The organism is Streptosporangium canum (assembly GCF_900113865.1).
Lineage (GTDB): Bacteria > Actinomycetota > Actinomycetes > Streptosporangiales > Streptosporangiaceae > Streptosporangium > Streptosporangium canum.
In genome coordinates, this window is record NZ_FOQY01000039.1 from 25560 (window position 1) to 47188 (window position 21629).

Annotated in this window: 16 protein-coding genes; 9 read left to right on the forward strand and 7 right to left on the reverse strand. The window is 70.8% G+C overall.

Features of this window, described 5'->3' with window-relative positions:
* Nucleotides 1-155: 155 nt before the first annotated feature.
* From BM085_RS36435 to pdhA, 4 genes are all read right to left on the reverse strand, one after another.
* The gene (locus tag BM085_RS36435; protein WP_245789910.1) at nucleotides 156-1904 is read right to left on the reverse strand and encodes an ABC transporter ATP-binding protein; all 1749 of its coding nucleotides are present in this window, start codon (nucleotides 1902-1904) and stop codon (nucleotides 156-158) included.
* A gap of 693 nt (nucleotides 1905-2597) precedes the next feature.
* Nucleotides 2598-4028, reverse strand: coding sequence for a dihydrolipoamide acetyltransferase family protein (locus BM085_RS36440; protein WP_093891334.1), 1431 nt, complete (start codon nucleotides 4026-4028; stop codon nucleotides 2598-2600).
* Between the two features lie 14 nt (nucleotides 4029-4042).
* Nucleotides 4043-5026 (reverse strand): alpha-ketoacid dehydrogenase subunit beta, encoded by a 984-nt coding sequence (locus tag BM085_RS36445; RefSeq protein WP_093891335.1) that lies wholly within the window; start codon nucleotides 5024-5026, stop codon nucleotides 4043-4045.
* Nucleotides 5023-6114, reverse strand: coding sequence for a pyruvate dehydrogenase (acetyl-transferring) E1 component subunit alpha (gene pdhA / locus BM085_RS36450; protein ID WP_031157710.1), 1092 nt, complete (start codon nucleotides 6112-6114; stop codon nucleotides 5023-5025). Before pdhA ends, BM085_RS36445 begins: the two co-directional genes overlap by 4 nt.
* A gap of 323 nt (nucleotides 6115-6437) precedes the next feature.
* Between pdhA and purS the strand changes: the two genes are divergently transcribed.
* The 8 genes from purS to BM085_RS36490 all read left to right on the forward strand — a co-directional run bounded on the left by purS (nucleotide 6438) and on the right by BM085_RS36490 (nucleotide 16085).
* Nucleotides 6438-6683, forward strand: coding sequence for a phosphoribosylformylglycinamidine synthase subunit PurS (gene purS, locus BM085_RS36455; RefSeq protein ID WP_031157712.1), 246 nt, complete (start codon nucleotides 6438-6440; stop codon nucleotides 6681-6683).
* A gap of 170 nt (nucleotides 6684-6853) precedes the next feature.
* Nucleotides 6854-7294: an ATP-binding protein gene (locus tag BM085_RS36460; RefSeq protein WP_093891336.1), complete on the forward strand. Its 441-nt coding sequence runs from the start codon at nucleotides 6854-6856 to the stop codon at nucleotides 7292-7294.
* 296 nt (nucleotides 7295-7590) lie between these two features.
* Nucleotides 7591-8274: a phosphoribosylformylglycinamidine synthase subunit PurQ gene (gene purQ, locus BM085_RS36465; RefSeq protein ID WP_093891337.1), complete on the forward strand. Its 684-nt coding sequence runs from the start codon at nucleotides 7591-7593 to the stop codon at nucleotides 8272-8274.
* Entirely contained in the window at nucleotides 8271-10568 is a 2298-nt protein-coding gene (purL, locus tag BM085_RS36470; RefSeq protein ID WP_425443293.1) for a phosphoribosylformylglycinamidine synthase subunit PurL, read from the forward strand. The genes purQ and purL overlap by 4 nt, the downstream gene beginning before the upstream one ends.
* 417 nt (nucleotides 10569-10985) lie before the next feature.
* Nucleotides 10986-13040 carry an adenylate/guanylate cyclase domain-containing protein gene (locus BM085_RS36475; RefSeq protein ID WP_093891338.1) on the forward strand — a complete coding sequence of 685 codons (2055 nt, stop codon included), beginning with the start codon at nucleotides 10986-10988 and terminating at the stop codon, nucleotides 13038-13040.
* A 63-nt stretch (nucleotides 13041-13103) separates the two neighbouring features.
* Entirely contained in the window at nucleotides 13104-13772 is a 669-nt protein-coding gene (locus tag BM085_RS36480) for a Crp/Fnr family transcriptional regulator (RefSeq protein ID WP_093891339.1), read from the forward strand.
* A 135-nt stretch (nucleotides 13773-13907) separates the two neighbouring features.
* Complete coding sequence (locus BM085_RS36485; RefSeq protein ID WP_093891340.1) at nucleotides 13908-15395, forward strand: MFS transporter; 1488 nt, start codon at nucleotides 13908-13910, stop codon at nucleotides 15393-15395.
* A 204-nt stretch (nucleotides 15396-15599) separates the two neighbouring features.
* The gene (locus tag BM085_RS36490) at nucleotides 15600-16085 is read left to right on the forward strand and encodes a hypothetical protein (protein WP_143121220.1); all 486 of its coding nucleotides are present in this window, start codon (nucleotides 15600-15602) and stop codon (nucleotides 16083-16085) included.
* Nucleotides 16086-16088: 3 nt separating this feature from the next.
* On the opposite strand, the gene BM085_RS36495 is transcribed toward BM085_RS36490, so the two are convergent.
* Entirely contained in the window at nucleotides 16089-16868 is a 780-nt protein-coding gene (locus BM085_RS36495; RefSeq protein WP_093891342.1) for a methylenetetrahydrofolate reductase, read from the reverse strand.
* A gap of 245 nt (nucleotides 16869-17113) precedes the next feature.
* Nucleotides 17114-17776, reverse strand: a complete 663-nt coding sequence (locus tag BM085_RS36500; protein WP_093891343.1) for a TetR/AcrR family transcriptional regulator — start codon at nucleotides 17774-17776, stop codon at nucleotides 17114-17116.
* Nucleotides 17777-17858: 82 nt separating this feature from the next.
* On the opposite strand from BM085_RS36500, the gene BM085_RS36505 reads away from it, so the two are divergent.
* Nucleotides 17859-19304: an MFS transporter gene (locus BM085_RS36505; RefSeq protein ID WP_093891344.1), complete on the forward strand. Its 1446-nt coding sequence runs from the start codon at nucleotides 17859-17861 to the stop codon at nucleotides 19302-19304.
* A gap of 156 nt (nucleotides 19305-19460) precedes the next feature.
* On the opposite strand, the gene BM085_RS36510 is transcribed toward BM085_RS36505, so the two are convergent.
* Entirely contained in the window at nucleotides 19461-21545 is a 2085-nt protein-coding gene (locus BM085_RS36510; RefSeq protein ID WP_218158927.1) for a PhoX family protein, read from the reverse strand.
* Nucleotides 21546-21629: the final 84 nt, after the last annotated feature.

Sequence of the window (21629 nt, forward strand, 5' to 3'; positions counted from 1 at the left end):
GAAAGGCCCGGCCGGACAACAACCGGGAGCGTTTTCCGGCAGACCCTCATCCGAGGTGAGAACGGACGGGTCCATTCGCCTCCACTACGAGCCCGCTCCTTTCGGGGAGCGGGCTCATCGCGTTTTCCGGGGCCTTCGGGGAAACGCCTCCGGCATCAGACCGGGCGCGGTGCCGCGCTGCGGCGCCTGGAGAGCCTGATCCCCGTCCGGCCCGGGCTCTGCGCGGCGCCGAGGACGATCGTGTGCGCCGTTTCGGGGATGAGGCGGAGGTCATGGGTGATGAGGATGGTCGTGCGGCCGGACATGAGCAGCCGGAGAGGCTCCATGATCCGTGCCGCGGTGAGGGAGTCGAGTCCGGTCATCGGTTCGTCGAGCACGAGCACCGGGGCGTCGCGCAGGATCGCCCGGGCGATGGCGATGCGCTGGCGCTGACCGCCGGAGACGAGCCGGCCGCGCTGGCCGAGGGGCGTGTCGTATTTCCGGGGGAGCGTGCTGATGAAGTCGTGCACGTCCGCCATGACGGCGGCCCGGACGATGTCGTCCATGCTTGAGCCGGGACGACCGTAGGCGATGTTGTCGCGCACGGTTCCGGAGAAGAGCAGGTTCTCCTGCTGCAGGACGGTGATGTTGTCGCGCAGCGACCGGCGCGGCAGGTCCCGGATGTCGACTCCGTCGAGAAGGATGCGCCCGGCGGTGGGGTCGTAGAACCGCAGCAGGAGTTTGGTGAGGGTGGATTTGCCCGCGCCACTGGGCCCGGTGCAGACGACCAGCTCGCCCGGCTCCGCGCGGAAGGACAGATTCCGCAGCGTGGGGCTGGTCCTGTTCGGATAGGTGAAGCCGATCTCGTCGAACTCGATCCGGCCCCGGCTCCGCGCGGCCATGGGAACCACCCCGGCCCGGTCGGTGACGGCGGGCCGGGTCCGCAGGATCTCGATGACGCGGTCGGAGCCCGCCGCCGCCTCGGAGACGGTGAGCGCGATCTGCCCGAGGCTCTGCACCGCCGGATAGAGGTAGGCGAGGTAGGCGGCGAAGGCGAGCAGGCCGCCGATGGTGAGGCGGCCGGCCGCGATCTCCCACGCGCCGAAGCCGATGACGACCAGCAGGCAGACTGTCTCGATGACCTGGACGACCGGCCCGTACAGCGCGGACAGCCGGGCCTGGGCCACGTTGGCCCGTAGCCAGGTATGACCCTCGGCGTGCAGCCGGTCCGCCTCGGCCTCCTGCCGGTTGTAGGCCTGGACGAGGGACTGGTTGGCCAGACCCTCCTCGATGACGCTGTTCATGGCTCCGTTGCTGAGCCGCTCGCGAGCGGCGACGGTCCTGAACTTCGACGCGAAGACCTTGGAGACGATCAGGAACGCCGGGACCATCGCGAACGTCACCAGCGCGAGATCCCACCGGATGTAGAAGGCCGCCCCGGCGAAGAAGACCACGCTGGCGGCCGTCGTGAGGAGCCGGACCACACCGGAGCCGACCAGTTCCTCGATGGCTTCGATGTCGTCGGTGAGCCGGGCCATCAGATCGCCCAGCCGGCGGTTGTCGAAGAAGTCGGGGGTGAGCGTCTGGATGTGCGCGAACACCCTGTCCCGCAACCGCAGCAGGAAGCGCTCCCCGCCCAGGGCCGTGGCGTAGGAGCCCACGAAGGAGGCCAGTCCCGCGATGACCACGAGGCCGAGCCAGGTGAACGCGGGCGTCCAGAACGCCCCCAGGTTCTGGGCGCTGAGGACCTCGTCGGTGATGCGCCCGAACAGCCAGATCGCGGCGACCTCGCAGAGGGCCGCCACGATCGCCAGCACGACGCCGACCACGAACAACCTGCGGACGCCGCGGGTGCAGGGCCAGAACCGCCGGAAGGCGTCCCGGATGGAGACCGCCGGCGCGATCGGGGACGGCAGGTCCGCCACCGGCCCGGCTCCGTCCGCCGAGGGGAGCGCAAAGGAGAACCGGCGGGTTACCCGCCGGTTCTCATCTGACTTGGCTACCACCACCAGCCGCCGCCCCAGCCGCCGCCCCAGCCTCGGCCGCACCCGCAGCGACGACGACGACATCCGCCCCAACCCAGCGGGGCGCGGTTAGCCGGGAAGAACTTGTCCAGTCTCATTGGCTTTCCCTTCTGGCCGTTCTTACGCGGAGTTGCCAAATACGACAATATCACCCAGATGCGCATTAATCTCCGAACTCAGTGTGGATTGGAGATCCTTTAACCGGCCATTCCAATAACCCACCAGGAAGGGCCGGACAGGTTCTTTCGCATCCGCCATCGGCAGCCCCATGGCACATCCAAGCAAGGCGACGGTATTTAAAGCGCACCCTGGAGAATCCCCAGAGGAGGGTCTGCCGTGTCCATGAAAAGGCCATCGCCCCACGCGCCGGGCGGGATGCTCCGACCTCCCGGAGAACCCCATAAGTTCTCCATAAGGAAACCCGGAAGCAGCGGGTCGGTAAATGAACGCCAAATGGGGAAGGCGCGCCGGGGCACCGCCGCGGGAGCCTCGGGCGACGGGGCGGCCTCAGACAGCGCGAGCCCGCTCCCTCCGGGGAGCGGGCTCGCGACTTCCGCGGCTTCGGTTCCAGGCGTGCCTGCGACTTCCGCGGCTTCAGTTCCAGGCGAGCATGCGGAGCGGGTCCTCCAGCATGGCGCCGACGTCACGGAGGAAGAGCGAGCCGAGCTCCCCGTCCACGACCCGGTGGTCGAACGACAGCGCCAGCGTGCAGACCCTGCGCGGCACGATCTGCCCGTCCACCACCCACGGCATGTCTCTGACCTGCCCGAAGGCCAGGATGGCCGACTCTCCGGGGTTGAGGATCGGCGTGCCCGCGTCCACCCCGAACACGCCCACATTGGTGATCGTGATCGTGCCTCCGGCCATGTCGGCCGGCTGGGTACGGCCCGCACGGGCGGTCTCGGCGAGGGCGCCGAGGGCCCTGGCGAGGTCCGGGAGGGACATGGCGTGGGCGTCCTTGACGTTGGGGACGAGCAGGCCACGCGGGGTGGCCGCGGCGATGCCCAGGTTCACGTAGTGCTTGACCACGATCTCCTGCGCGGCCTCGTCCCACGCCGAATTGATCATCGGATACCGGCGCGCGGCGACGAGCACCGCCTTCGCCACCAGGAGCAACGGCGACACCTTGACCTCGGCGAAGTCGGGCAGCCGTCGCAGCCGCCCGACCGCGTCCATGGTCTCGGTGACGTCGACCTGGAGAAACTCGGTGACATGCGGCGCGGTGAACACGGAGGCCACCATGGCCTGCGCGGTCGCCCTGCGCACTCCCTTGACCGGGATCCGCTCCTCACCCGCCTGTACGGCCCGCACCGCCGCCGGAGCGGGGACCGCCCCGGCCGCCGACTGGACGTCGTCCCGGGTGATCGAGCCCTGCGGACCGCTCCCGGTGAGCGTGGTCAGGTCGACTCCGAGGTCCTTGGCCAGCTTCCGCACGGGAGGCTTGGCCAGCGTCGCGACGCGCCCTCCGGAGGCGGGCGCGGCACCGGCCGCCGCCCCGTTCTCCCGGACGCCCTCCCGCACGGAGGGCGCGGCGCTCTCGCCGGTGAACGGCCCGGTGTCCTGCCGCGCGGGCGGCTGGACGCTCCGCGGAGCCGGCGAGCCCGCGGGCGGGGTGGACGCCGATTTGCGGGGACGGCGTTTGGCCGCGCCCATCTTGACGCCGTAGCCGACCAGGACCGGCTGGCGCTCCTCCTTCGGGGGGGTGGGCACCATGTCCTCGGCCAGGGCCTGCCCGCGTTCGGGGGCGGGGCCGGGGGCGGCAGAGGAAGCGGGGGCGGGGGCCGTGCCGGTCCCGTCGTCGACCGAGATGATCGGCCTGCCGACGTCCACGGTCTCGCCCTCGTCGGCCATCAGGGCCGCCACCACGCCCTCGAACGGGCAGGGCAGCTCGACGACGGCCTTGGCGGTCTCGATCTCCACGATGATCTGGTTGACCTTGACGGGGTCGCCGGCCTTCACGTGCCAGCGGACGATCTCCGCCTCGGTCAGGCCTTCGCCCACGTCGGGGAGCTTGAACTGCTTCATCGTCTCCTCCCCTCTCAGAACGCGAACGCGCGGTCGACGGCCTCGAGGACCCGGTCCAGGTCCGGCAGGTAGTGATCCTCCAGCCTGGAGGGCGGGTAGGGGGTGGACGGCCCGCCGACGCGCAGCACGGGCGCCTCCAGGTTGTAGAAGCAGGTCTCGGTGACGCGGGCGGCCACCTCGGCGCCGAAGCCGTTGTAGACCGGCGCCTCGTGCACCACGATGCAGCGTCCGGTCTTGCGGACCGACTCGGTGACCCGCGCGACGTCCAGCGGGTTGAGCGAGCGCAGGTCCACCACCTCCAGGGACCGGCCGTCCTCCTCCGCCGCGGCCGCCGCCTCCAGGCAGGTCTTGACCATCGGCCCGTACGCCAGCACGGTGAGGTCCGTGCCCGGCCGTACCACCTGGGCCTGGTCGAAGGGCGGCCAGCCGGCGGGGGCGGCGGAGGTGTCCACCTCGGCCTTCTCCCAGTAGCGCCGCTTGGGCTCGAAGAAGACCACGGGGTCGTCGCACCGGATCGCCTGCTGGATCATCGTGTAGGCGTCGGCGGGGTTGGAGCAGGCCACCACCCGCAGGCCCGCGGTGTGGGTGAAGTAGGCCTCGGGCGACTCGCTGTGGTGCTCCACGGCGCCGATTCCGCCGCCGCACGGGATCCGCACCACGACCGGCAGCCGTACCTTCCCCAGCGACCGCAGCGGCATCTTGGCGAGCTGGGTGATGATCTGGTCGGCGGCGGGGAAGACGAACCCGTCGAACTGGATCTCGCAGACCGGGCGGTACCCCCGGAGCGCGAGCCCGATCGCCGTGCCGATGATGCCCGACTCGGCCAGCGGCGTGTCGATGACCCGCTGCTCGCCGAAGTCCTTCTGCAGCCCGTCGGTGACGCGGAACACGCCACCGAGCTTGCCCACGTCCTCGCCCATGATGAGGACCTTGGGGTCGTCCTCCATGGCCTTGCGCATGCCCTCGTTGAGCGCCTTCGCCAGCGTGAGAGTGCTCATCCCTCGAACCCCTCCAGGTAGGCCGCGAACTGGGCGCGCTCCTCGTCCATCAACCGGTGCGGCTCCGCGTAGACGTGGTCGAAGATGGCCAGCGGCTCGGGATCGGGCAGCGCGAGACAGCGTTTGCGCACGTCCCGGCCCAGATCATCGGCCTCGGCGTCGATCGCGTCGAAGAACTCCTGGTCGGCGAGCTGGTTTTTGAACATGTAGGCGCGGACCCGCTCGATGGGGTCCTTGAGCTTCCACGCCTCCAGCTCCCCGGCCACCCGGTAACGGGTCGGGTCGTCGGAGGTGGTGTGCGCGCCCATCCGGTAGGTGAAGGCCTCGATCAGCATCGGCCCCTGCCCGGACCTGGCGTCGGCGAGCGCCTTGCGGGTGACGGCGAGGCAGGCGAAGACGTCGTTGCCGTCGACCCGGACGCCGGGGAAGCCGAACCCGCTCGCCCGGCGGTACAGCGGGATGCGGGACTGCTTCTCCAGCGGCTCGGAGATGGCCCACTGGTTGTTCTGGCAGAAGAACACCACGGGCGCGTTGAACACCGACGCCCAGATGAACGACTCGTTCACGTCCCCCTGGGAGGTGGCGCCGTCACCGAAGTAGACGATCGTGGCGGCCTCGGCGCTGTCGCGCTGCACGCCCATGGCGTAGCCGACCGCGTGCAGGGTCTGGCTGCCGATCACGATCGTGTACAGGTGGAAGTTGTGCTCGGCCGGGTCCCAGCCGCCGTGGTTGACGCCGCGGAACAGGCCGAGCAGGTTCACCGGGTCGACGCCCCGGCACCAGGCCACGCCGTGCTCGCGGTAGGTCGGGAAGGCCATGTCCGTCTCGGCCAGCGCCCGGCCCGAGCCGATCTGCGCGGCCTCCTGGCCGAGCAGGGACGCCCAGATGCCCAGTTCGCCCTGGCGCTGCAGGGCCACGGCCTCCAGGTCGACGCGGCGGACCAGGACCAGGTCCCGGTAGAGGCCGCGGATCTCCTCGGGTGTCAGATCGATGTCGTAGTCGGGATGCTCGACCCGTTCCCCTTCGGGGGTCAGCAACTGGACGAGCTCCGGGGGTGCTTCCGCACCATGAGGGGCGTCGGCTGTCACATGCCGCTCCTGTGTGCTCGGGGCCGCCTGGATGGGTTCGCCATCACCGTGCGGCCGGTTAGCGACGCATCCGACCCGTCTGGTGGTGGTTCGTCTGCGTTTGTGGACATCGTGGCAGAGGTCACATACCTGTGCGCAAGACCTACCTCGATGTCCATACGCTCCCCGTTCCCGCTGAACCCCTCTTTACCCTCGCATCTTTACCCTCACCTCCGCACGGAGGCCCGCGCACGGAGGGTCGCCGGACCCGGCGACGAACTGCCGTAAGAAGCCCGTTACGCTTGAGGCGCCGAACCGTCCCCGCTGCAACCAGGAGGAACACCGTGGCGCGCGTCATCGTCGACGTCATGCTGAAGCCCGAGATTCTCGACGCGCAGGGCCAGGCCATCGCCCGCGCACTGCCGCGGCTCGGCTTCTCCGGTGTCTCGGCTGTACGGCAGGGCAAGCGGTTCGAGGTGGACCTCGAAGGTCCCGCCGACGAGGCCGCGCTTTCGGACGTCCGCAAGATGGCCGAGACCCTGCTGGCCAACACCGTGATCGAGGACTACACAGTCACCGTGGAGTCGTAGATCGTCCTATATCGCGTGGAGAGTTTCCTTACGTCCGGGTAAATCACACTCCGGATATGCCCTAATCCCACAGCTTGACCAACAGTAAATAACATTAAGGTTATTTTGCGGTTAGCCCGGATTCTGGGGGGAAACCTTGACAGGGTGACGTCTGGCCCGGGAGGGATCCGGTGGATATCGAGTTCTCGTTGGCTCTGCCGAGAGAGGCCATCGGCATTCCCATGGTCCGCAGAGCCCTGGGCGACTCGCTGCGTTCACTCGGCGTCACCGAGGGCTGCGTGTCCGACATCCTGCTCGCCGTCACCGAGGCGTGCGCCAACGCCGTGCGCCACGGTGGCCCCGCCAACCGCTACGAGGTCGAGGCCGCGATCGGCCACGGCCGCTGCGACGTCCGCATCATCGACAGGGGCCACGGCCTCCTGAGCGTGCCCGAGCACTATCCCCCGGCGGACACCGAGAACGGCCGGGGGATTCTCATCATGCAGGCCGTGGTGGACGAGATCTCCTTCGACATCACCCCCGGCCGGGGCACCACCGTGCATCTGCGCAAGCATCTCGACTGGGACGAGGACGCCGCCTTCCTCCGCCGCCGGATGCTCGCCGCCGTATAAGCCCCGCACCGCCGCCGGATGCTCGCCGCCGTATAAGCCCCGCACCGCCGCCGGATGCTCGCCGCCGTATAAGCCCCGCACCGCCGCTGAATGCTCGCCGCCGTATGACCTCCGAGCCGCCGCCGCTGGGCGATCCTCCACGTCACGGACCGGTTCCACGGCGGTGAGCTGTGTGATCGGACGACTCCGCGTGTGACCTCCCGGCCGGGAGCGGATAGCCTGGGCGCACCGCCGCAGACCGTCGTCCGATGTGTGAGACGTCGGCGCGGTGCTCGTTTGTGGAGGGGAACGCTGTCATGAGTGCTGCCCGCGTGGGCGTCGTCACTTTTCCCGGAACTCTTGACGATCAGGACGCGGCCCGCGCCGTGCGCCACGCAGGCGGCGAAGCCGTCCCGCTGTGGCACGCGGATCCCGATCTCAAGGGGGTGGACGCGGTCTTCCTGCCGGGCGGGTTCTCCTACGGGGATTACCTGCGGTGCGGGGCGATCTCCAGGTTCGCCCCGCTGATGGAGGAGCTGATCCCCGCCGCCAGGGCCGGACTCCCCGTCCTGGGCACCTGCAACGGCTTCCAGATCCTCTGTGAGGCCCATCTGCTGCCCGGCGCGCTGATGCGCAACGCCGGACTGCACTACATCTGCCGCGACCAGGGCATCCGGGTGGAGAACACCGCCACCCCGTGGACGTCGGACTTCACCGAGGGCCAGGAGATCGTGCTGCCGGTCAAGCACGGCGAGGGCCGCTACGTCGCCGACGAGGCGACCCTGAGCGCGCTGGAGGGCAACGGCCAGATCGTCTTCCGCTACGTCGGAGGCAACCCCAACGGCTCCCTGAACGACATCGCCGGCATCCGCAACGAGGCCGGCAACATCGTCGGTCTCATGCCGCACCCCGAGCACGCCGTCGAGGACCTCACCGGCGCGCCGAGCACGGACGGCCGCGGATTCTTCTCCTCCATCCTGAAGAAGCTGGTGAACCTGTGAGCGAGCGAGCCGACAAGCGCGGCGGCCAGGAGCCCGAGGCGCATCTGGACACCGTCAAGCGGGCCGAGGACACCCCCGGCGAGCGCCAGCCGTACGCCGAGCTGGGCATGAAGACCGACGAGTACGACCGGGTCCGCGACATCCTCGGCCGCCGGCCGACGAGCTCCGAGCTGGCCATCTACAGCGTCATGTGGAGCGAGCACTGCTCCTACAAGTCCTCCAAGGTGCACCTGCGCCAGTTCGGCACCAAGGCCCCCGAGTCCGACGCCCTGCTCGTCGGCATGGGCGAGAACGCCGGTGTCGTGGACATCGGCGACGGCTGGGCCGCCACCTTCAAGATCGAGTCGCACAACCACCCGTCCTACGTCGAGCCGCACCAGGGCGCGGCGACCGGTGTCGGGGGCATCGTCCGCGACATCATGTCGATGGGCGCGCGGCCGATCGCGGTGATGGACGCGCTCCGGTTCGGCGCGGCGGACGCCCACGACACCCGGCGGGTGCTGCCCGGCGTGGTCGAGGGCATCAGCCACTACGGCAACTGCCTGGGCCTGCCCAACGTCGGCGGCGAGGTCGTCTTCGACCCCTGCTACATCGGCAACCCGCTGGTCAACGCGCTCTGCGTGGGTCTGCTCCGCAAGGACCAGATCAAGCTGGCGACCGCCCCCGGGCCGGGCAACAAGGTCGTGCTGTTCGGCGCGCTGACCGGCCCCGACGGCATCGGCGGCGCCTCCGTCCTGGCCTCGGCCACCTTCGAGGACGAGTCGCACGCCAAGCGCCCCAGCGTCCAGGTGGGCGACCCGTTCATGGAGAAGCTGCTGATCGAGTGCTGCCTGGAGCTGTACCAGGCGGACGTGGTCGTCGGCATCCAGGACCTCGGCGCGGCCGGCGTCTCCTGCGCGACGACCGAGCTCGCGGCCAAGGGCACCGGCGGCATGGACGTCCGGCTGGACCTGGTCCCGCTGCGCGACCCCTCGCTGCGGCCCGAAGAGATCCTGATGAGCGAGTCGCAGGAGCGCATGATGGCCGTCGTCACACCCGACGACATCGATGCCTTCATGGCGATCTGCACCAAGTGGGACATCCCGGCGACCGTGATCGGTGAGGTCACCGACTCCGGCCGCCTGGTGATGACCTGGTACGGCGAGACCATCGTGGACATCCCGCCGGGCACCGCGGCCGACGACGGCCCGGTCTACGAACGGCCGTTCCACGAGCCGGCCGGTCAGGTGGCGCTCAACGCCGACGACCCGGCGCGGCTGGCCCGCCCCGACGACCTCCGGGCGACGCTGCTGCAGCTCCTCGGCTCGCCGAACCTGGCGTCCAAGGAGTGGGTGACCTCCCAGTACGACCGCTACGTCCGCGGCAACACCGTGCTCGCCCAGCCCGCCGACGCCGGCGTGCTGCGGATCAGCGAGGTCATGCCGGGCGCCGAGGAGACGACCCGGGGCATCGCGCTGTCCACGGACGGCAACGGCCGCTACGCCCGGCTCGACCCGTACGCGGGCGCGCAGCTCGCGCTGGCCGAGGCCTACCGGAACGTGGCGGTGACCGGCGCCAAGCCGCTCGCGGTGACCGACTGCCTCAACTTCGGCTCCCCCGAGGACCCCGAGGTCATGTGGCAGTTCGCCGAGGCCACGCGCGGCCTGGCCGACGCCTGCAAGGCCCTGGGCGTCCCGGTGACCGGCGGGAACGTCTCCTTCTACAACCAGACGGGATCGACCCCGATCCACCCGACCCCGGTCGTGGGCGTGCTGGGCGTGATCGACGACGTGGCCAAGCGGGTCCGCAGCGGCTTCACCGGCCCGGACGAGAAGATCATCCTGCTCGGGGACACCGAGGAGGAGTTCGGCGGCTCCGAATGGGCTCACGTGGCCCACGGCCACCTCGGCGGCCTGCCGCCCCAGGCCGATCTGGAGGCCGAGCGGGCCATGGGGCTCGTCCTGACCGAGGCCGCCTCCCGCGGCCTGCTGACCGGCTCCCACGACCTGTCCGACGGCGGCCTGGCCATCGCCCTGGCCGAGGCCTGCCTCGCCCAAGGGGTCGGCTGCACGGTCTCCCTCACGGGCGAGGACGCGTTCGTCGACCTGTTCAGCGAGTCGTCGGCCCGCGCGCTGGTGACCGTGGCGCCGGAGTCCTTCGACGCCTTCGCCGACCTCTGCGCCGCCCACGAGGTCCCCTGCTACGGCCTGGGCACCACCGGCGGCACGTCCCTGACGGTGGAGGGCGTCCTGGACGTCCCGGTCACCGAGCTCCGGGAGACCCACACGGCCACCCTGCCGGGCATCTTCGGCTGATCGCTTCCGGCACGCGAAAAGGGGTACGGCTCACGCGAGCCGTACCCCTTTTTCCATGTTCCGGCGGATCGATCGAGCCGGAAAGGCAGGAGGCCCCTCCGGCGACCGTCCGGAGGGGCCTCGCTCACTTCAGCTATGACTCAGCCTTCTTGAGGCACACCGCGTAGACAGTGCCCTTGGAGCCGCCACCGTTGGGTGCCGCCGTCACCCCAGGTCACCCTGATCTCGGTCGCCCTGCAGGCGGCCGTCGGGTTGACGATCCGCGCGTAACGCGTCTTCTTGTTCACACACGCGTAAATCTCCGTACCGGCTGACGAGGTGCGCGATAATCGGTCCGTTCGGGGGAACCCCGCCCGGTGGGCGTGGGCGGACGCCACAGGGAGCCCACCGGGGTTCCCCCATCCACGGAGGCCACCCGTGCCGACGAACGACCTCTCGAGCACATCACCCCAGGAGCGCACCAGGTCAGAGCCGTATCTCCCGCCGGCGACCCAGCCGGTCCGCGCGGTCGTCTGGGTGATCCACCTGGCCCTGCCGATGCTGGGGCTCTGGCTGCTGCTGGCCAACCACGACGACCTGAACATCGAGTGGCACGACAACCTCAGCCATTTCTGGCTGATCATCGCCGTGGCGGGGATCAACCTGGTCCTGGGCGCCATGATCGGCCAGGCGTCGGCCCGGCGGGCGGACGCCCGGCTGCTGCTGGTCTCGCTGGTCTTCCTGAGCAGCGCGGGGTTCTTCCTGATGCACGGCCTGGCGACCCCCCGGATCATCCTTGCGAAGGGGACCTACGGGTTCGACCTCTCCCAGCCGATCGGCCTCCTCGTCGCCTCGGTCTTCGCGGCCGTCTCGGCGCTGCCGCTGAACGAGCGGGCGGCCCAGGCCGTACTCAGGTCGCAGGTCTGGCTGCGCGGCGGGCTCGTCGCGCTGCTCGTCGTGTGGGGAGTCGCCTCGCTGGTGCCGGGCCTCACCGCGCTGAGCTCCCCGGCTCCCCCGCGCGGCGCCGGTCTCGGCGGATTCGAGCTGGTCGGGGTCGCCCTGTACGCGGTGGCGACCGCGATGATGTTCCAGCTCCACCGCAGGCGCCCGGCCGCCATGCTGGTCAGCCTGGTCACCGCCTACGCCCTGCTCACCGAGGCGATGATCGCCGGGATGTCGCGCCACAACTGGCACCTGTCGTGGTGGCTGTGGCACGTGCTGCTGACCATGGCCTTCGTGTTCGTCGCCTACAGCGCCCACCTGCAGTTCCGGCGGGAGGGCACCGGCGCGGGGCTGTTCGACTCGGTGGCGCTGTCGGCGACCGTGCGGAAGATCAGGGCTGAGTACGAGGACGCCCTGGAGGAGCTCGTCGGCCACATCCGGCGGAGGGCCGAGACCAAGGTCCCGGCCGCGACCCGGCTGGCGGGCAAGTTCGGGCTCACCGAGGGGCAGGCGGCGGTGCTCGACCGGGCCGGCGCGGCGCTGGCCAACGAGCGGGAGCTGTCCGAACGGCTCGCCGCCCTGGTGGACACCGGCAACCAGGCCCGCGTGGGGCTGCCCGAGCGCGAGCTGCTGACCCGGGCCCTGGACCGCGTGCGGCAGGCGTACGGCGACGTGCGCATCACGCTGGTGTCGGAGGGGCGGGTCGCCATGGGCTCCAGGGAGTACGGTCCCGGGGACTTCCCGGGGAACCGGCCCGTCCTGCTGGACAGGGCGGTCGTCCACCCGCTGACCGTGAAGGGGCAGCTCGCCGGGGCGCTGGAGGTGCCGGTGGGCAGGACCCCGCAGGACGAGGCGCTCGCCGCCACGCTGGCGAGCCAGCTGTCCCTCTCCCTGGAGAACGCCCGGCTCTACCGGGAGCTGTCCACCCTGTTCCGGCAGTACATGTCCCCGGACGTGGCGAACTCCCTGCTGGCCGACCCGCGGACGGCGGCGCTCGGCGGCGAGCTGGTCGAGCTGACGGCGCTCTTCGCCGACCTGAAGGGCTTCACGAGCTTCTCCGAGCGGGCCACGCCGGCCGAGATCGTCGAGATGCTGAACCGCTATCACACGGCGGCCGTGCCGATCATCCTCGGCAACGGGGGCACGATCGTGCAGTTCGTGGGGGACGCGCTGCTGGCGCTGTTCAACGCGCCCGCCCCGCAGCCGGGGCACGCCGCCGCCGCGGCGAAGGCGGCCCTGGCCATGCAGGAGGCGGCCGAGGAGATCTGCGCCGGAACGCCGGGCTACCCCCGGTTCAGGATCGGGATCAACACCGGGCTCGCGCTGGTCGGCAACATCGGCAGTCCCGAACTGCGCGGGTTCAACGCGATGGGCGACTGCGTGAACGTGGCCGCCCGGCTGGAAGGCGTGGCCGAACCCGGTACCGTCGTGATCGGCCAGAGCACCCTCGACCAGATCACCCCCCGTCCCAGGGTCCGCTCCCTGGGCGAGCTCGCGCTCAAGGGCAAGGAGAAGCCCGTCCACGCGTACGTGCTGTCCGGTCTGTCGTAGAGATCCGGATCCGCTCGCCCGCGAGAGCCGTACAGCCGTAATCGACATCGCCAGGAGGTGCCCATGAGTCCCACTCCCGAACCGGGCGAGTTCGTCACCCTGCTCACAGCCGACGAGGTCGCGGCGATGCACGCGGCCGGGCGGCCCCGGCGCTGGGACCGGGGCGCGGCGGTGTGCACCGAGGGCGACGTCGCCGACTGGGTCCTCCTGCTGACATCCGGCCGGGTCAAGGTCTCCTCGCACACCGCCACCGGAACCGAGGTCATCCTCGCGGTACGCGGGCCGGGCGCGCTGCTCGGCGAGTTCGCCGCCCTGGACGGCCTGCCGAGGTCGGCCACGGTGACCGCGCTGGAGCCGGTCGAGGGCATCGCGATCCGCGACTTCCCCGGCTACCTCCAGGAGCACGGCCGGGTCGCGGTGCTGCTCATGCGGACGCTGATCGGCAAGATGCGCGACTCCGACCGCAAGCGGATCGAGTACGGCGCGTTCGACACCACGGGCCGGGTGGCGACCCGGCTGGTCGAGCTGGCCGAGCGGTACGGCGAGCCGGTCAACGGCGGCGTGCGGGTGACGCTGCCGCTCTCCCAGGACGAGCTGGCCGGCTGGACCGGGGCCTCCCGCGAGGCGGTCAGCAAGGCGCTGCGCTCGCTCCGGGACCGGGGCCTGATCGAGACGGGCCGCCGTCGCGTGATCATCCACGACCTGGAGGCCCTGCGCAGACGGGCCCGCTGACACCGCCGGCCGCCGGGGCGCGCGATGGCGTCAGAGCAGGTCGGCCCGGCGGCTCGGCGGATGACGCGTCGGGGTCGTCGAGAGCACGGCGATCTCCCCCGGAGCCGGAGTACGGCGTAGGTCAGACTGGAGCCCATGGTCTCCCTCCCCCAGGACCTGCCCGGCTCCCCCGAATACGTGTCGAGGCTCCGCTACGCGTGGCGGGTCTGCTCGGTCACCAGCCTCGGCCTGGTGCTGATCGGCGTCTCGGGAAGCACGCTGAACGTGGCACTTCCCGCGGTGGTCAGGCACTTCCACGCGGACGCGTTCGCCTCCGGGTGGATCCTGCTGGCCTTCCTGCTCGTCAACACCGCGACCCTGGTGTTCTTCGGCCGGGTGGCCGACCTGCTCGGGCGCCGGGAGGTCTACCTGGCGGGATTCGCCCTCTTCACGGTGGGGTCGCTGCTGGCGGGGCTCTCGCCCGGCGTCTGGTTCCTGATCGCGATGCGGGCGGTGCAGGCCGTCGGGGCGGCCATGATCCTGGCCAACGGGACCGTGATCATCACCGACGCCTTCCCACCCGACCGTCTCAGCCAGGGCATGGGGGTCTACATCGGCACCCTGTCGGTCGCCCAGCTCGCCGGCCCCACCCTGGGCGGCCTCGTCGCCGAGACCGCCGGCTGGCAGTGGATCTTCTGGGTGAATGTGCCCGCCGGGCTGATCGCCTTCGTCTGGGGCGCTTTCACCCTCCGCCGGGTCGCCCGGGGGCCACGCGAGCCGGTGGACGCGCTCGGCAACCTGATCGTCTTCACCGCCCTGTCGGCCGCACTCATCGCGCTGTCCGAGGCGGGGTCGCGGGGGTTGTCCAGCCCCGTCGTGATCGTCGGCGCCTCCCTCGCCCTGGCCCTCGTCCCGGTCCTGGTCATCGTGGAGCGCAGGGCGTCACACCCCGTGCTCAACGTGCGGCTCTTCGGCGAGCGGATGCTGGCCTTCGCCAACCTCGCCTCGTTCTGCAACGCGCTGGCCCGCGCGGCGCTGATCCTGCTCGTCGCCCTCTACTTCCAGGCGGCCAGGGGCGTCGACGCCGTCACGGCCGCCCTGGGCGTGCTCCCGGTCCCGATCGGCATGGCCCTGGCCTCCCCGGCCGCCGGGTCGCTCGGGCGCCGGATCTCCCCCTACGTGCTGTCGGTCGGAGGCTCGCTGCTGAGCGCGGCGGGGCTCGGCGTCCTGGCCCTGAACACCGACCCCGCCACGCCGTACTGGATCGTCGGGGCGGGCCTGTTCCTGTGCGGCTGCGGCAGCGGCACCTTCCTTACCGGCAACACCACCCAGGTCATGGCCGCGCTGCCCGCCGGAAGTCTCGGCCTGGTGAACGGCTTCCGACTCATGATCATGAATGTCGGGATCGTGCTCAGCGTCGCGCTCACCCTGAGCGTCCTGACCAGCTCGGTCAGCCCCGAGCTACGCGACCTGGTCTACGAGGGCACGCTGTCGCGCATGTCCCCCGTCGCCGTGGGCCAGCTCATGGACGGCTTCCGGAGGACCTACGCCGTCCTGTTCGCCGTCGCCCTCGCGGGCGCCCTGATGTCGGTGCTGGCCAGAGCGCGGGCCGCGCCGCCCGGACAGGACCCGGCTCCGCGGTAGCGGGCCCGGCGGGCGCCCGCTACCGCGTGGCGCCCCGCTCGGCGCGACGCGGTCGGCATAATGAGATCGACAGCCTGGTCAGGGCGGTCTCCCGGGTGGTCTCACCGGGACCGCCCCAGCTATCCCCTCCACCGTCACCCGCGCTCCGTCGCCCGGCGGGCACCTGCCGCCGGCGCCCGAGCGTCCGTCCGGCAGGAGGAGCACGTGCGTTCCGTCATCGGGTTGGGAATGGCCGCCGCTCTCGTGATGGGTTCGGGCGTCCCGGCCACGGCCTCCCCTCCGCCGCCGGCGGGCATCGGGGCGGTCACCGGCGACCACATCCCCGCCGAGCTGAAGAACCGCACGTCACTCCGGGTCCTACCGGAGTGGCCCCGCCAGAACAACAACGTCCGGATACTCGCGCACTGTCCCCCCGCGGCGAACCACGCGATCATCGGCTCCACCGCGTTCACCCTCAAGGGCTCGACACGGCTCTACCGGGAGGTCGGACTGGGGCTCTCCAACAGGGGCCTCGGCCGCCGCGCCGTCTCGATCTCCTACTACGCCCTGCCCGGAGACCACGAGGTCTGCATGAAGTGCGTGAAGGTCACGATCAACCAGAAGACCCGCATCAGGAAAATCCGGGTGATCAGCCGCTACTCCGTCCCCCTCCAGGTGCGCAGATTCCGGATCGCCCAGTTCTTCGACTGACCGTCAGAGAATGCCGCTCAACCGGGACTCGACCTCGCGGTAGCGGGCCACCGGGATCAGGTGGACGCCGTCGAACGCGCCCGAGTCGCGGATGCGCAGCACCTGCTCGCACGCCGCCTCGACCCCGGCGAGCCGGTCGGACGCGACCCGCTCCACGAGGCCGGCGGGAATGTCGATGTCGGGGATCGCGTCGGCCAGGCGGCGGGCGTGGTTCTCACTGGCGATGACCATCACCCCCGCGTAGACCGGTAGGTCCACGGGGTTGGCCTCGCGCCACCGGAGCAGCGCCTCGACAGAGAAGCTGACCTGGACGAACATGAAGTCGGCCGTGCGTTTCCAGGCGGGCAGCGGGCGCAGCCCGGCGGCGGTGCCGACCCGGAAGGCGGGCGTCTGGGCGAAGGCGGGGTCCTCGCCGAGAGAGCGCACCTCCTCGATCATCGAGCGCACGGTGAGGTCGCTGGTCCGGTTGCCCGAGGTGGGCTTGTCCCCGTAGACGAACAGGAACTGGTCCACCCCGTAGGCGGCGGCGGTGAGCAGGTCGCGGCGGAATCCCAGCAGGTTGCGGTCGCGGGAGTTGATGCACGCGATGCTGCGCCCACCCATCTTCTGTACCTCGTGCGCGACGGCGACGCTGGAGACCGTGGCGCGGCCGATGTGGTTGTCCGGGATCAGGAACGAGTGAGCGATCTTGCTCAGCGTGCCGATCTGGTGGCGGACGTGTCTCAGGTCCGGGCGGGTCGGCGGCTCGACCTCGCAGACGAGCTCAAACGAACGATCTGTCATATAGATCAACTTAAGGGGCCGCGGCCCGGGGGACCACACGCCTGCTTGCTCGGTCGGCGCGGAGTCCGGACATCGCGGAGCCACGTCATCGCGGAGCCGGATCGTCGTACGGCCCAGGCGGCGCGGAGTCCAGGTCGCCGTACGGCCCAGGCGGCGCGGAGTCCAGGTCGCCGTACGGCCCAGGCGGCGCGGAGTCCAGGTCGCCGTACGGCCCAGGCGGCGCGAAGTCCGGGCGGGGGCGGTGTTCAGTCCCGATGGAGGCGGGCCGCCAGGGTCTCGATGCCGGTCACCAGCAGGTCGACGCCGAAGGTGTCGTAGAACTCGGCCGTGCCGCGCTCGCAGAGGGGGGCGGCCATCTCCACGATGTGCGGGTAGACGTCCGGCGGCAGGGACTGGAGGCCGACGCGCTTGACGCGCACATGTTCGGCGGCGTCCTGGTCCGACAGGCCGGGGCGGCGGTCCGTCGGGCCGGCGGCCAGGGCGATCGCCCCCTGCAGCAGGTATCTGGAGATCAGGCAGCTCTCCTCATAGGAGAATCCCGCCTGTTTGGCCAGGCCGAGCCCGGTGTCCCACACCCGTAGGAAGCTCGGCACGGTTATGTGGTCCACCTCCTCCAGCACGGCCGCCGCGCACGGGTAGCGCCGCAGCACCTTGATCAGGCCGGCGACGAGCTCGCGGAGCTGTTCCTGCCACGGCCTGTCGTAGTCCTCGGTGATCACGAACCCCTCGACCAGGTGGTCGGCCATGCCGATGATCAGCTGTTCCTTGTTCTTGAAGTGCCAGTACAGCGCCATCGGGGTGACCCCCAGCTCCTGGGCGAGCCGCCGGATGGTCACCGCCTGCAGTCCCTCGGCGGAGCCGATCTCCAGCGCCTGGTCGACGACGGCCTCGCGGCTCAGTTTTCCCATCACGCTTGACAACTATACGCCGTACACGATCCACTATCCGCCGTACATGTACGCCGTACAAGTACAACGTAGGGGAGTTGAAGTGACGGCTACCCGCAAGTGGTGGGCGCTGGGAGCGATCTCGCTGGCCACTTTCATGACATATCTGGACAACAACGTGGTCAACGTCGCACTGCCGACGATCCAGCGGGACCTCGGGTTGAGCATCTCGGGGCTGGAGTGGATCGTGAGCGGCTACATCCTGGTCTTCGCGGGGCTGATGCTGGTCGGCGGGCGCCTGGCGGACGTCTTCGGACGGCGGCGGATCTTCATGATCGGTCTCGGCGTGTTCACTGTGGCGTCGCTGGCCGCCGGTCTGGCCACGGACGGCACGGGTCTGATCGCCGCCCGGGCGCTGCAGGGCGTCGGCGCCGCGTTCCTCACGCCCACCGCGCTCGCGCTGCTCACCTCGATCTTCCCCGACCCCCGGGAACGCGCCACGGCGGTCGGCATGTGGAGCGCGGTCGGCGCGCTGGCCCTGGCCCTCGGCCCGCTGACCGGCGGGTTCATCAGCGAGCGGTGGGACTGGGGGTGGATCTACCTGATCAACGTGCCGATCGGGATCGCGACCTTCGGGCTCGGCCTGTGGGCGATCAGAGTGGCCTCGCAGGACCGGGTACGGCACAGCCTGGACGTCCCCGGACTGGTGACGTCCAGCCTGGCGCTGTCCGCGCTGACGTACGGGCTGATCGAGGGCGACGGGGCCGGCTGGACCTCGCCGGAGATCCTGGGCGCCTTCGGACTCGCGGTGGCGGCGGCGGTGACGTTCACAGTGATCGAGACCAGGGGCCGGGAGCCGATGATCGACCTGTCGCTGTTCCGGTCGCGGGTCTTCAGCGGAGGCGTGCTCTCGATGGGGCTGTGGTCGTTCGGGGTGTTCGGGATCTACTTCTTCACCGCGCTCTACCTGCAGAACGCGCTGGGCTTCTCACCGATGGAGGCCGGGGTCTCGTTCGTGCCCATGGCCCTGGTGATGGCGGTGACCGCGGCCGTGGCCTCGCGGATCAGCGGCGCGCTCGGGACCGCGCGGACCGTGGCCGCCGGGCTCCTGCTGATGGCCGTGGCGGTGTTCGGGATCTCCTTCATCGGCGAGGGCGGCTCGTTCGGGGACCTGCTGCCGTGGTTCCTGGTCTACGGGCTGGGCGGCGGCCTGCTGGTGCCGCTCACCACGGCCATCCTGGGCACGCTCCCCACCGGCCGTGCCGGGGTGGCCTCGGGCGTGCTGAACGTCTCCCGGGAGATCTTCGGCCTGCTCGGGATCACCGTCCTCGGCGCGATCCTCAACGGCCGGCAGACCTCGATCCTCCGGGACGGCGCCGCGCCGCTGACGGCCTTCCTGGAGGCCTACCAGTCCACCCTGGTCATCGCGGCGGCCATCGTGCTGGTGGGCGTGCCGGTCAGCCTGTTCGCCCTGCGGACCCCCCGGACCCCCCGGACCCCGGAGAGCCTGGAGACGCCCGCCGGGCGCCCCGCCGTGCCGGTGGCGTGAGACCGGGCGCCCGCCGCACCGGTGACGTGTGAGAGACGGGACCGTGCGCCCCGCCGTACCGGTGCGTGGGAGAAGAGACCGCGCGCCCCGTCGCACCGGTGCGTGGAAGACGGGACCGTGCCGCCCGCGCCCGTCACGGCGCGGGCGGCGCCGGGGTCAGGAACCGATCTTCTTGCCCTGCCTGTGCCAGGCGACCACGACGGCCGGGCGGGGCTGGCTGGTGCCGCCGTCGGGCCAGTGGCTGGTGGGAGCCTCGGGGGTGGCCCCGTTGGTCTCGCCGGGGTGCTGGACGGCCACGAAGACGCTGCGCTGGTCGGGGCTGACCAGCGGGCCGCAGGTCTCGGCGCCGACCGGGACGCTCAGGAACTGGCGGAGATGGCCGCGCTCGGAGCCGCGGACCGGCATGGCGAACAGGCCGTCGTGGGCGCCGAGCTGGTTGCCGTCGGTGGAGATCCAGAGGTTGCCCTCGGCGTCGAAGGCGACGTTGTCCGGGCAGGAGATCGGCGAGACCTTGGACTTGTCGAACCCGCCGAAGTAGGTCGACGGGTCGTCGGGGTCACCGCAGACCAGCGGCAGGGACCAGGCGAAGGTCGTGGCCCCGGCGTCGTTACGGCGCTCGGCGATCTCCAGGATGTGGCCGTGCTTGTTCGACGGGCGCGGGTTGGCCTCGTCCACCTGGGCCGGGGTCCGGTTGGAGTTGTTGGTCAGCGCGACGTAGACGCCGCCGGTGACCGGGTTGCGCTCCACGTCCTCGGGACGGTCCATCTTGGTCGCGCCGACCTTGTCGGCCGCCAGGCGGGTATAGACGAGCACCTCCTGGGCGGTCATCCCGGGCACGTGCGAGACGTCGCCGGTGACCAGCGGGATCCACTCGCCGGAGCCGTCGAACAGGCCGTCGGCGGGGAGCTTGCCGGTGCCGTCGATCTCCGCGGCCGGGCTGTCGCCGGTGAACCTGGCCACGTACAGCGTGCCCTCGTCCAGCAGCGTCCGGTTGTGCCGGTCGAAGCCGGGGATGTAGCGCTTCCTGGAGACGAACTTGTAGACGTACTCGAAGCGGGAGTCGTCTCCCATGTAGGCCACGACGCGGCCGTCCCCGGCCAGGGAGGTGGTGGCGCCCTCGTGGGCCAGCCGTCCGAGGGCGGTGCGCTTGACCGGGGTGGAGTCGGGGTCGAACGGGTCGATCTCCACGATCCAGCCGAACCTGTTGACCTCGTTGGGGTGCTTGGCCAGGTCGAACCGCTCCTCCACCCGGTCGAAGCGGCGGTTGCCGCTCGGGATGCCGGTCGTGGCGCTCACGCCGTACCGGGTGAGGGAGGGCTTCTGCGCCTCGGGCACGCCGTTGCCGTTGACGAAGTACTGGTTGAAGTTCTCCTCGCCGCTCAGCACCGTGCCCCACGGGGTGGTGCCGCCGGCGCAGTTGTTGAGCATGCCGAGCGGCCTGGCGCCCGCCGGATCGGCCGCGGTCTTCAGCAGGTCACTGCCCGCGGCCGGGCCGCTGAACGCCATCGGGGTCTGCGCCGTGACACGCCGGTTGTAGCGGCGGCGGCCCTGCGTGACCAGATTCCACCGGCCCGAGCGGCCCACCCGCTCGACCTCGACCACCGAACCGCCGTGCGCGGCCAGCGCGATCCTGATCTGCTCCTCCGACGCGGTGTCGCCGCTCTTGTAGCCGCGGAACATCAGGTTCTCATCGGTGTACTCGTGGTTCACCCAGAGCAGGCCGCGCTGCTGCCCCAGCGGGAAGAACGTCACGAAGTCGCAGTTGTAGCCGAACTGGGCGGCCTGCGCGGCGGCGGTCTGGTTCTCGAAGTCGAAGGCGGGGGCGCCGGGCAGCACCGGGTCGCCCCAGCGCACCACGGGCGCCGTCTCGTAGCCCTCGGGGACCGTCACCTTGTCGTCGGTGTTCGGCGGGACGGCGGTGAAGCGGAGACCGCTGCCGCCGTGACGGTCACCGCCGAAGCCGGAGGCGGTCCGCGCCTCCACGGCCGGGTCGGCGGCGGCCGGGACCGCCGTGGTGACTCCCACGCCGGCCACGAGAGCGCCGAGGGCGCCGGCGCGCAGCACGCCGCGGCGGGACATCGCCTCGGCGACCACATCGCCGAAGTAGGCGTTGTCGCTGGTGTTCAGCACGTCGTGGGCGCACTGGTTGCCGCACCGGAACCGGCAGGTGAGGGCGGTCCGTCCCCCCTTGTGAGGGCTCGTGAGCAGCGGGAGCAGTCTGCGCGGCGACAGGTTCGCCACAGGGGCCTCCAAAGGGGTGCGCGATCGTTCCGGCCGGGACGCTACAGGCACCGGTAGAACCCAAGGTGAACGGCGTTTGCCCCC

Bases quoted from the DNA above. Each gene is read 5' to 3' on its own strand.
- BM085_RS36440 (WP_093891334.1), bottom strand. From the start codon at position 4,028: ATGAAGCAGTTCAAGCTCCCCGACGTGGGCGAAGGCCTGACCGAGGCG.
- BM085_RS36445 (WP_093891335.1), bottom strand. From the start codon at position 5,026: ATGAGCACTCTCACGCTGGCGAAGGCGCTCAACGAGGGCATGCGCAAG.
- purQ (WP_093891337.1), top strand. From the start codon at position 7,591: ATGAGTGCTGCCCGCGTGGGCGTCGTCACTTTTCCCGGAACTCTTGAC.
- BM085_RS36480 (WP_093891339.1), top strand. From the start codon at position 13,104: ATGAGTCCCACTCCCGAACCGGGCGAGTTCGTCACCCTGCTCACAGCC.
- BM085_RS36485 (WP_093891340.1), top strand. From the start codon at position 13,908: ATGGTCTCCCTCCCCCAGGACCTGCCCGGCTCCCCCGAATACGTGTCG.
- BM085_RS36495 (WP_093891342.1), bottom strand. From the start codon at position 16,868: ATGACAGATCGTTCGTTTGAGCTCGTCTGCGAGGTCGAGCCGCCGACC.
- BM085_RS36500 (WP_093891343.1), bottom strand. From the start codon at position 17,776: ATGGGAAAACTGAGCCGCGAGGCCGTCGTCGACCAGGCGCTGGAGATC.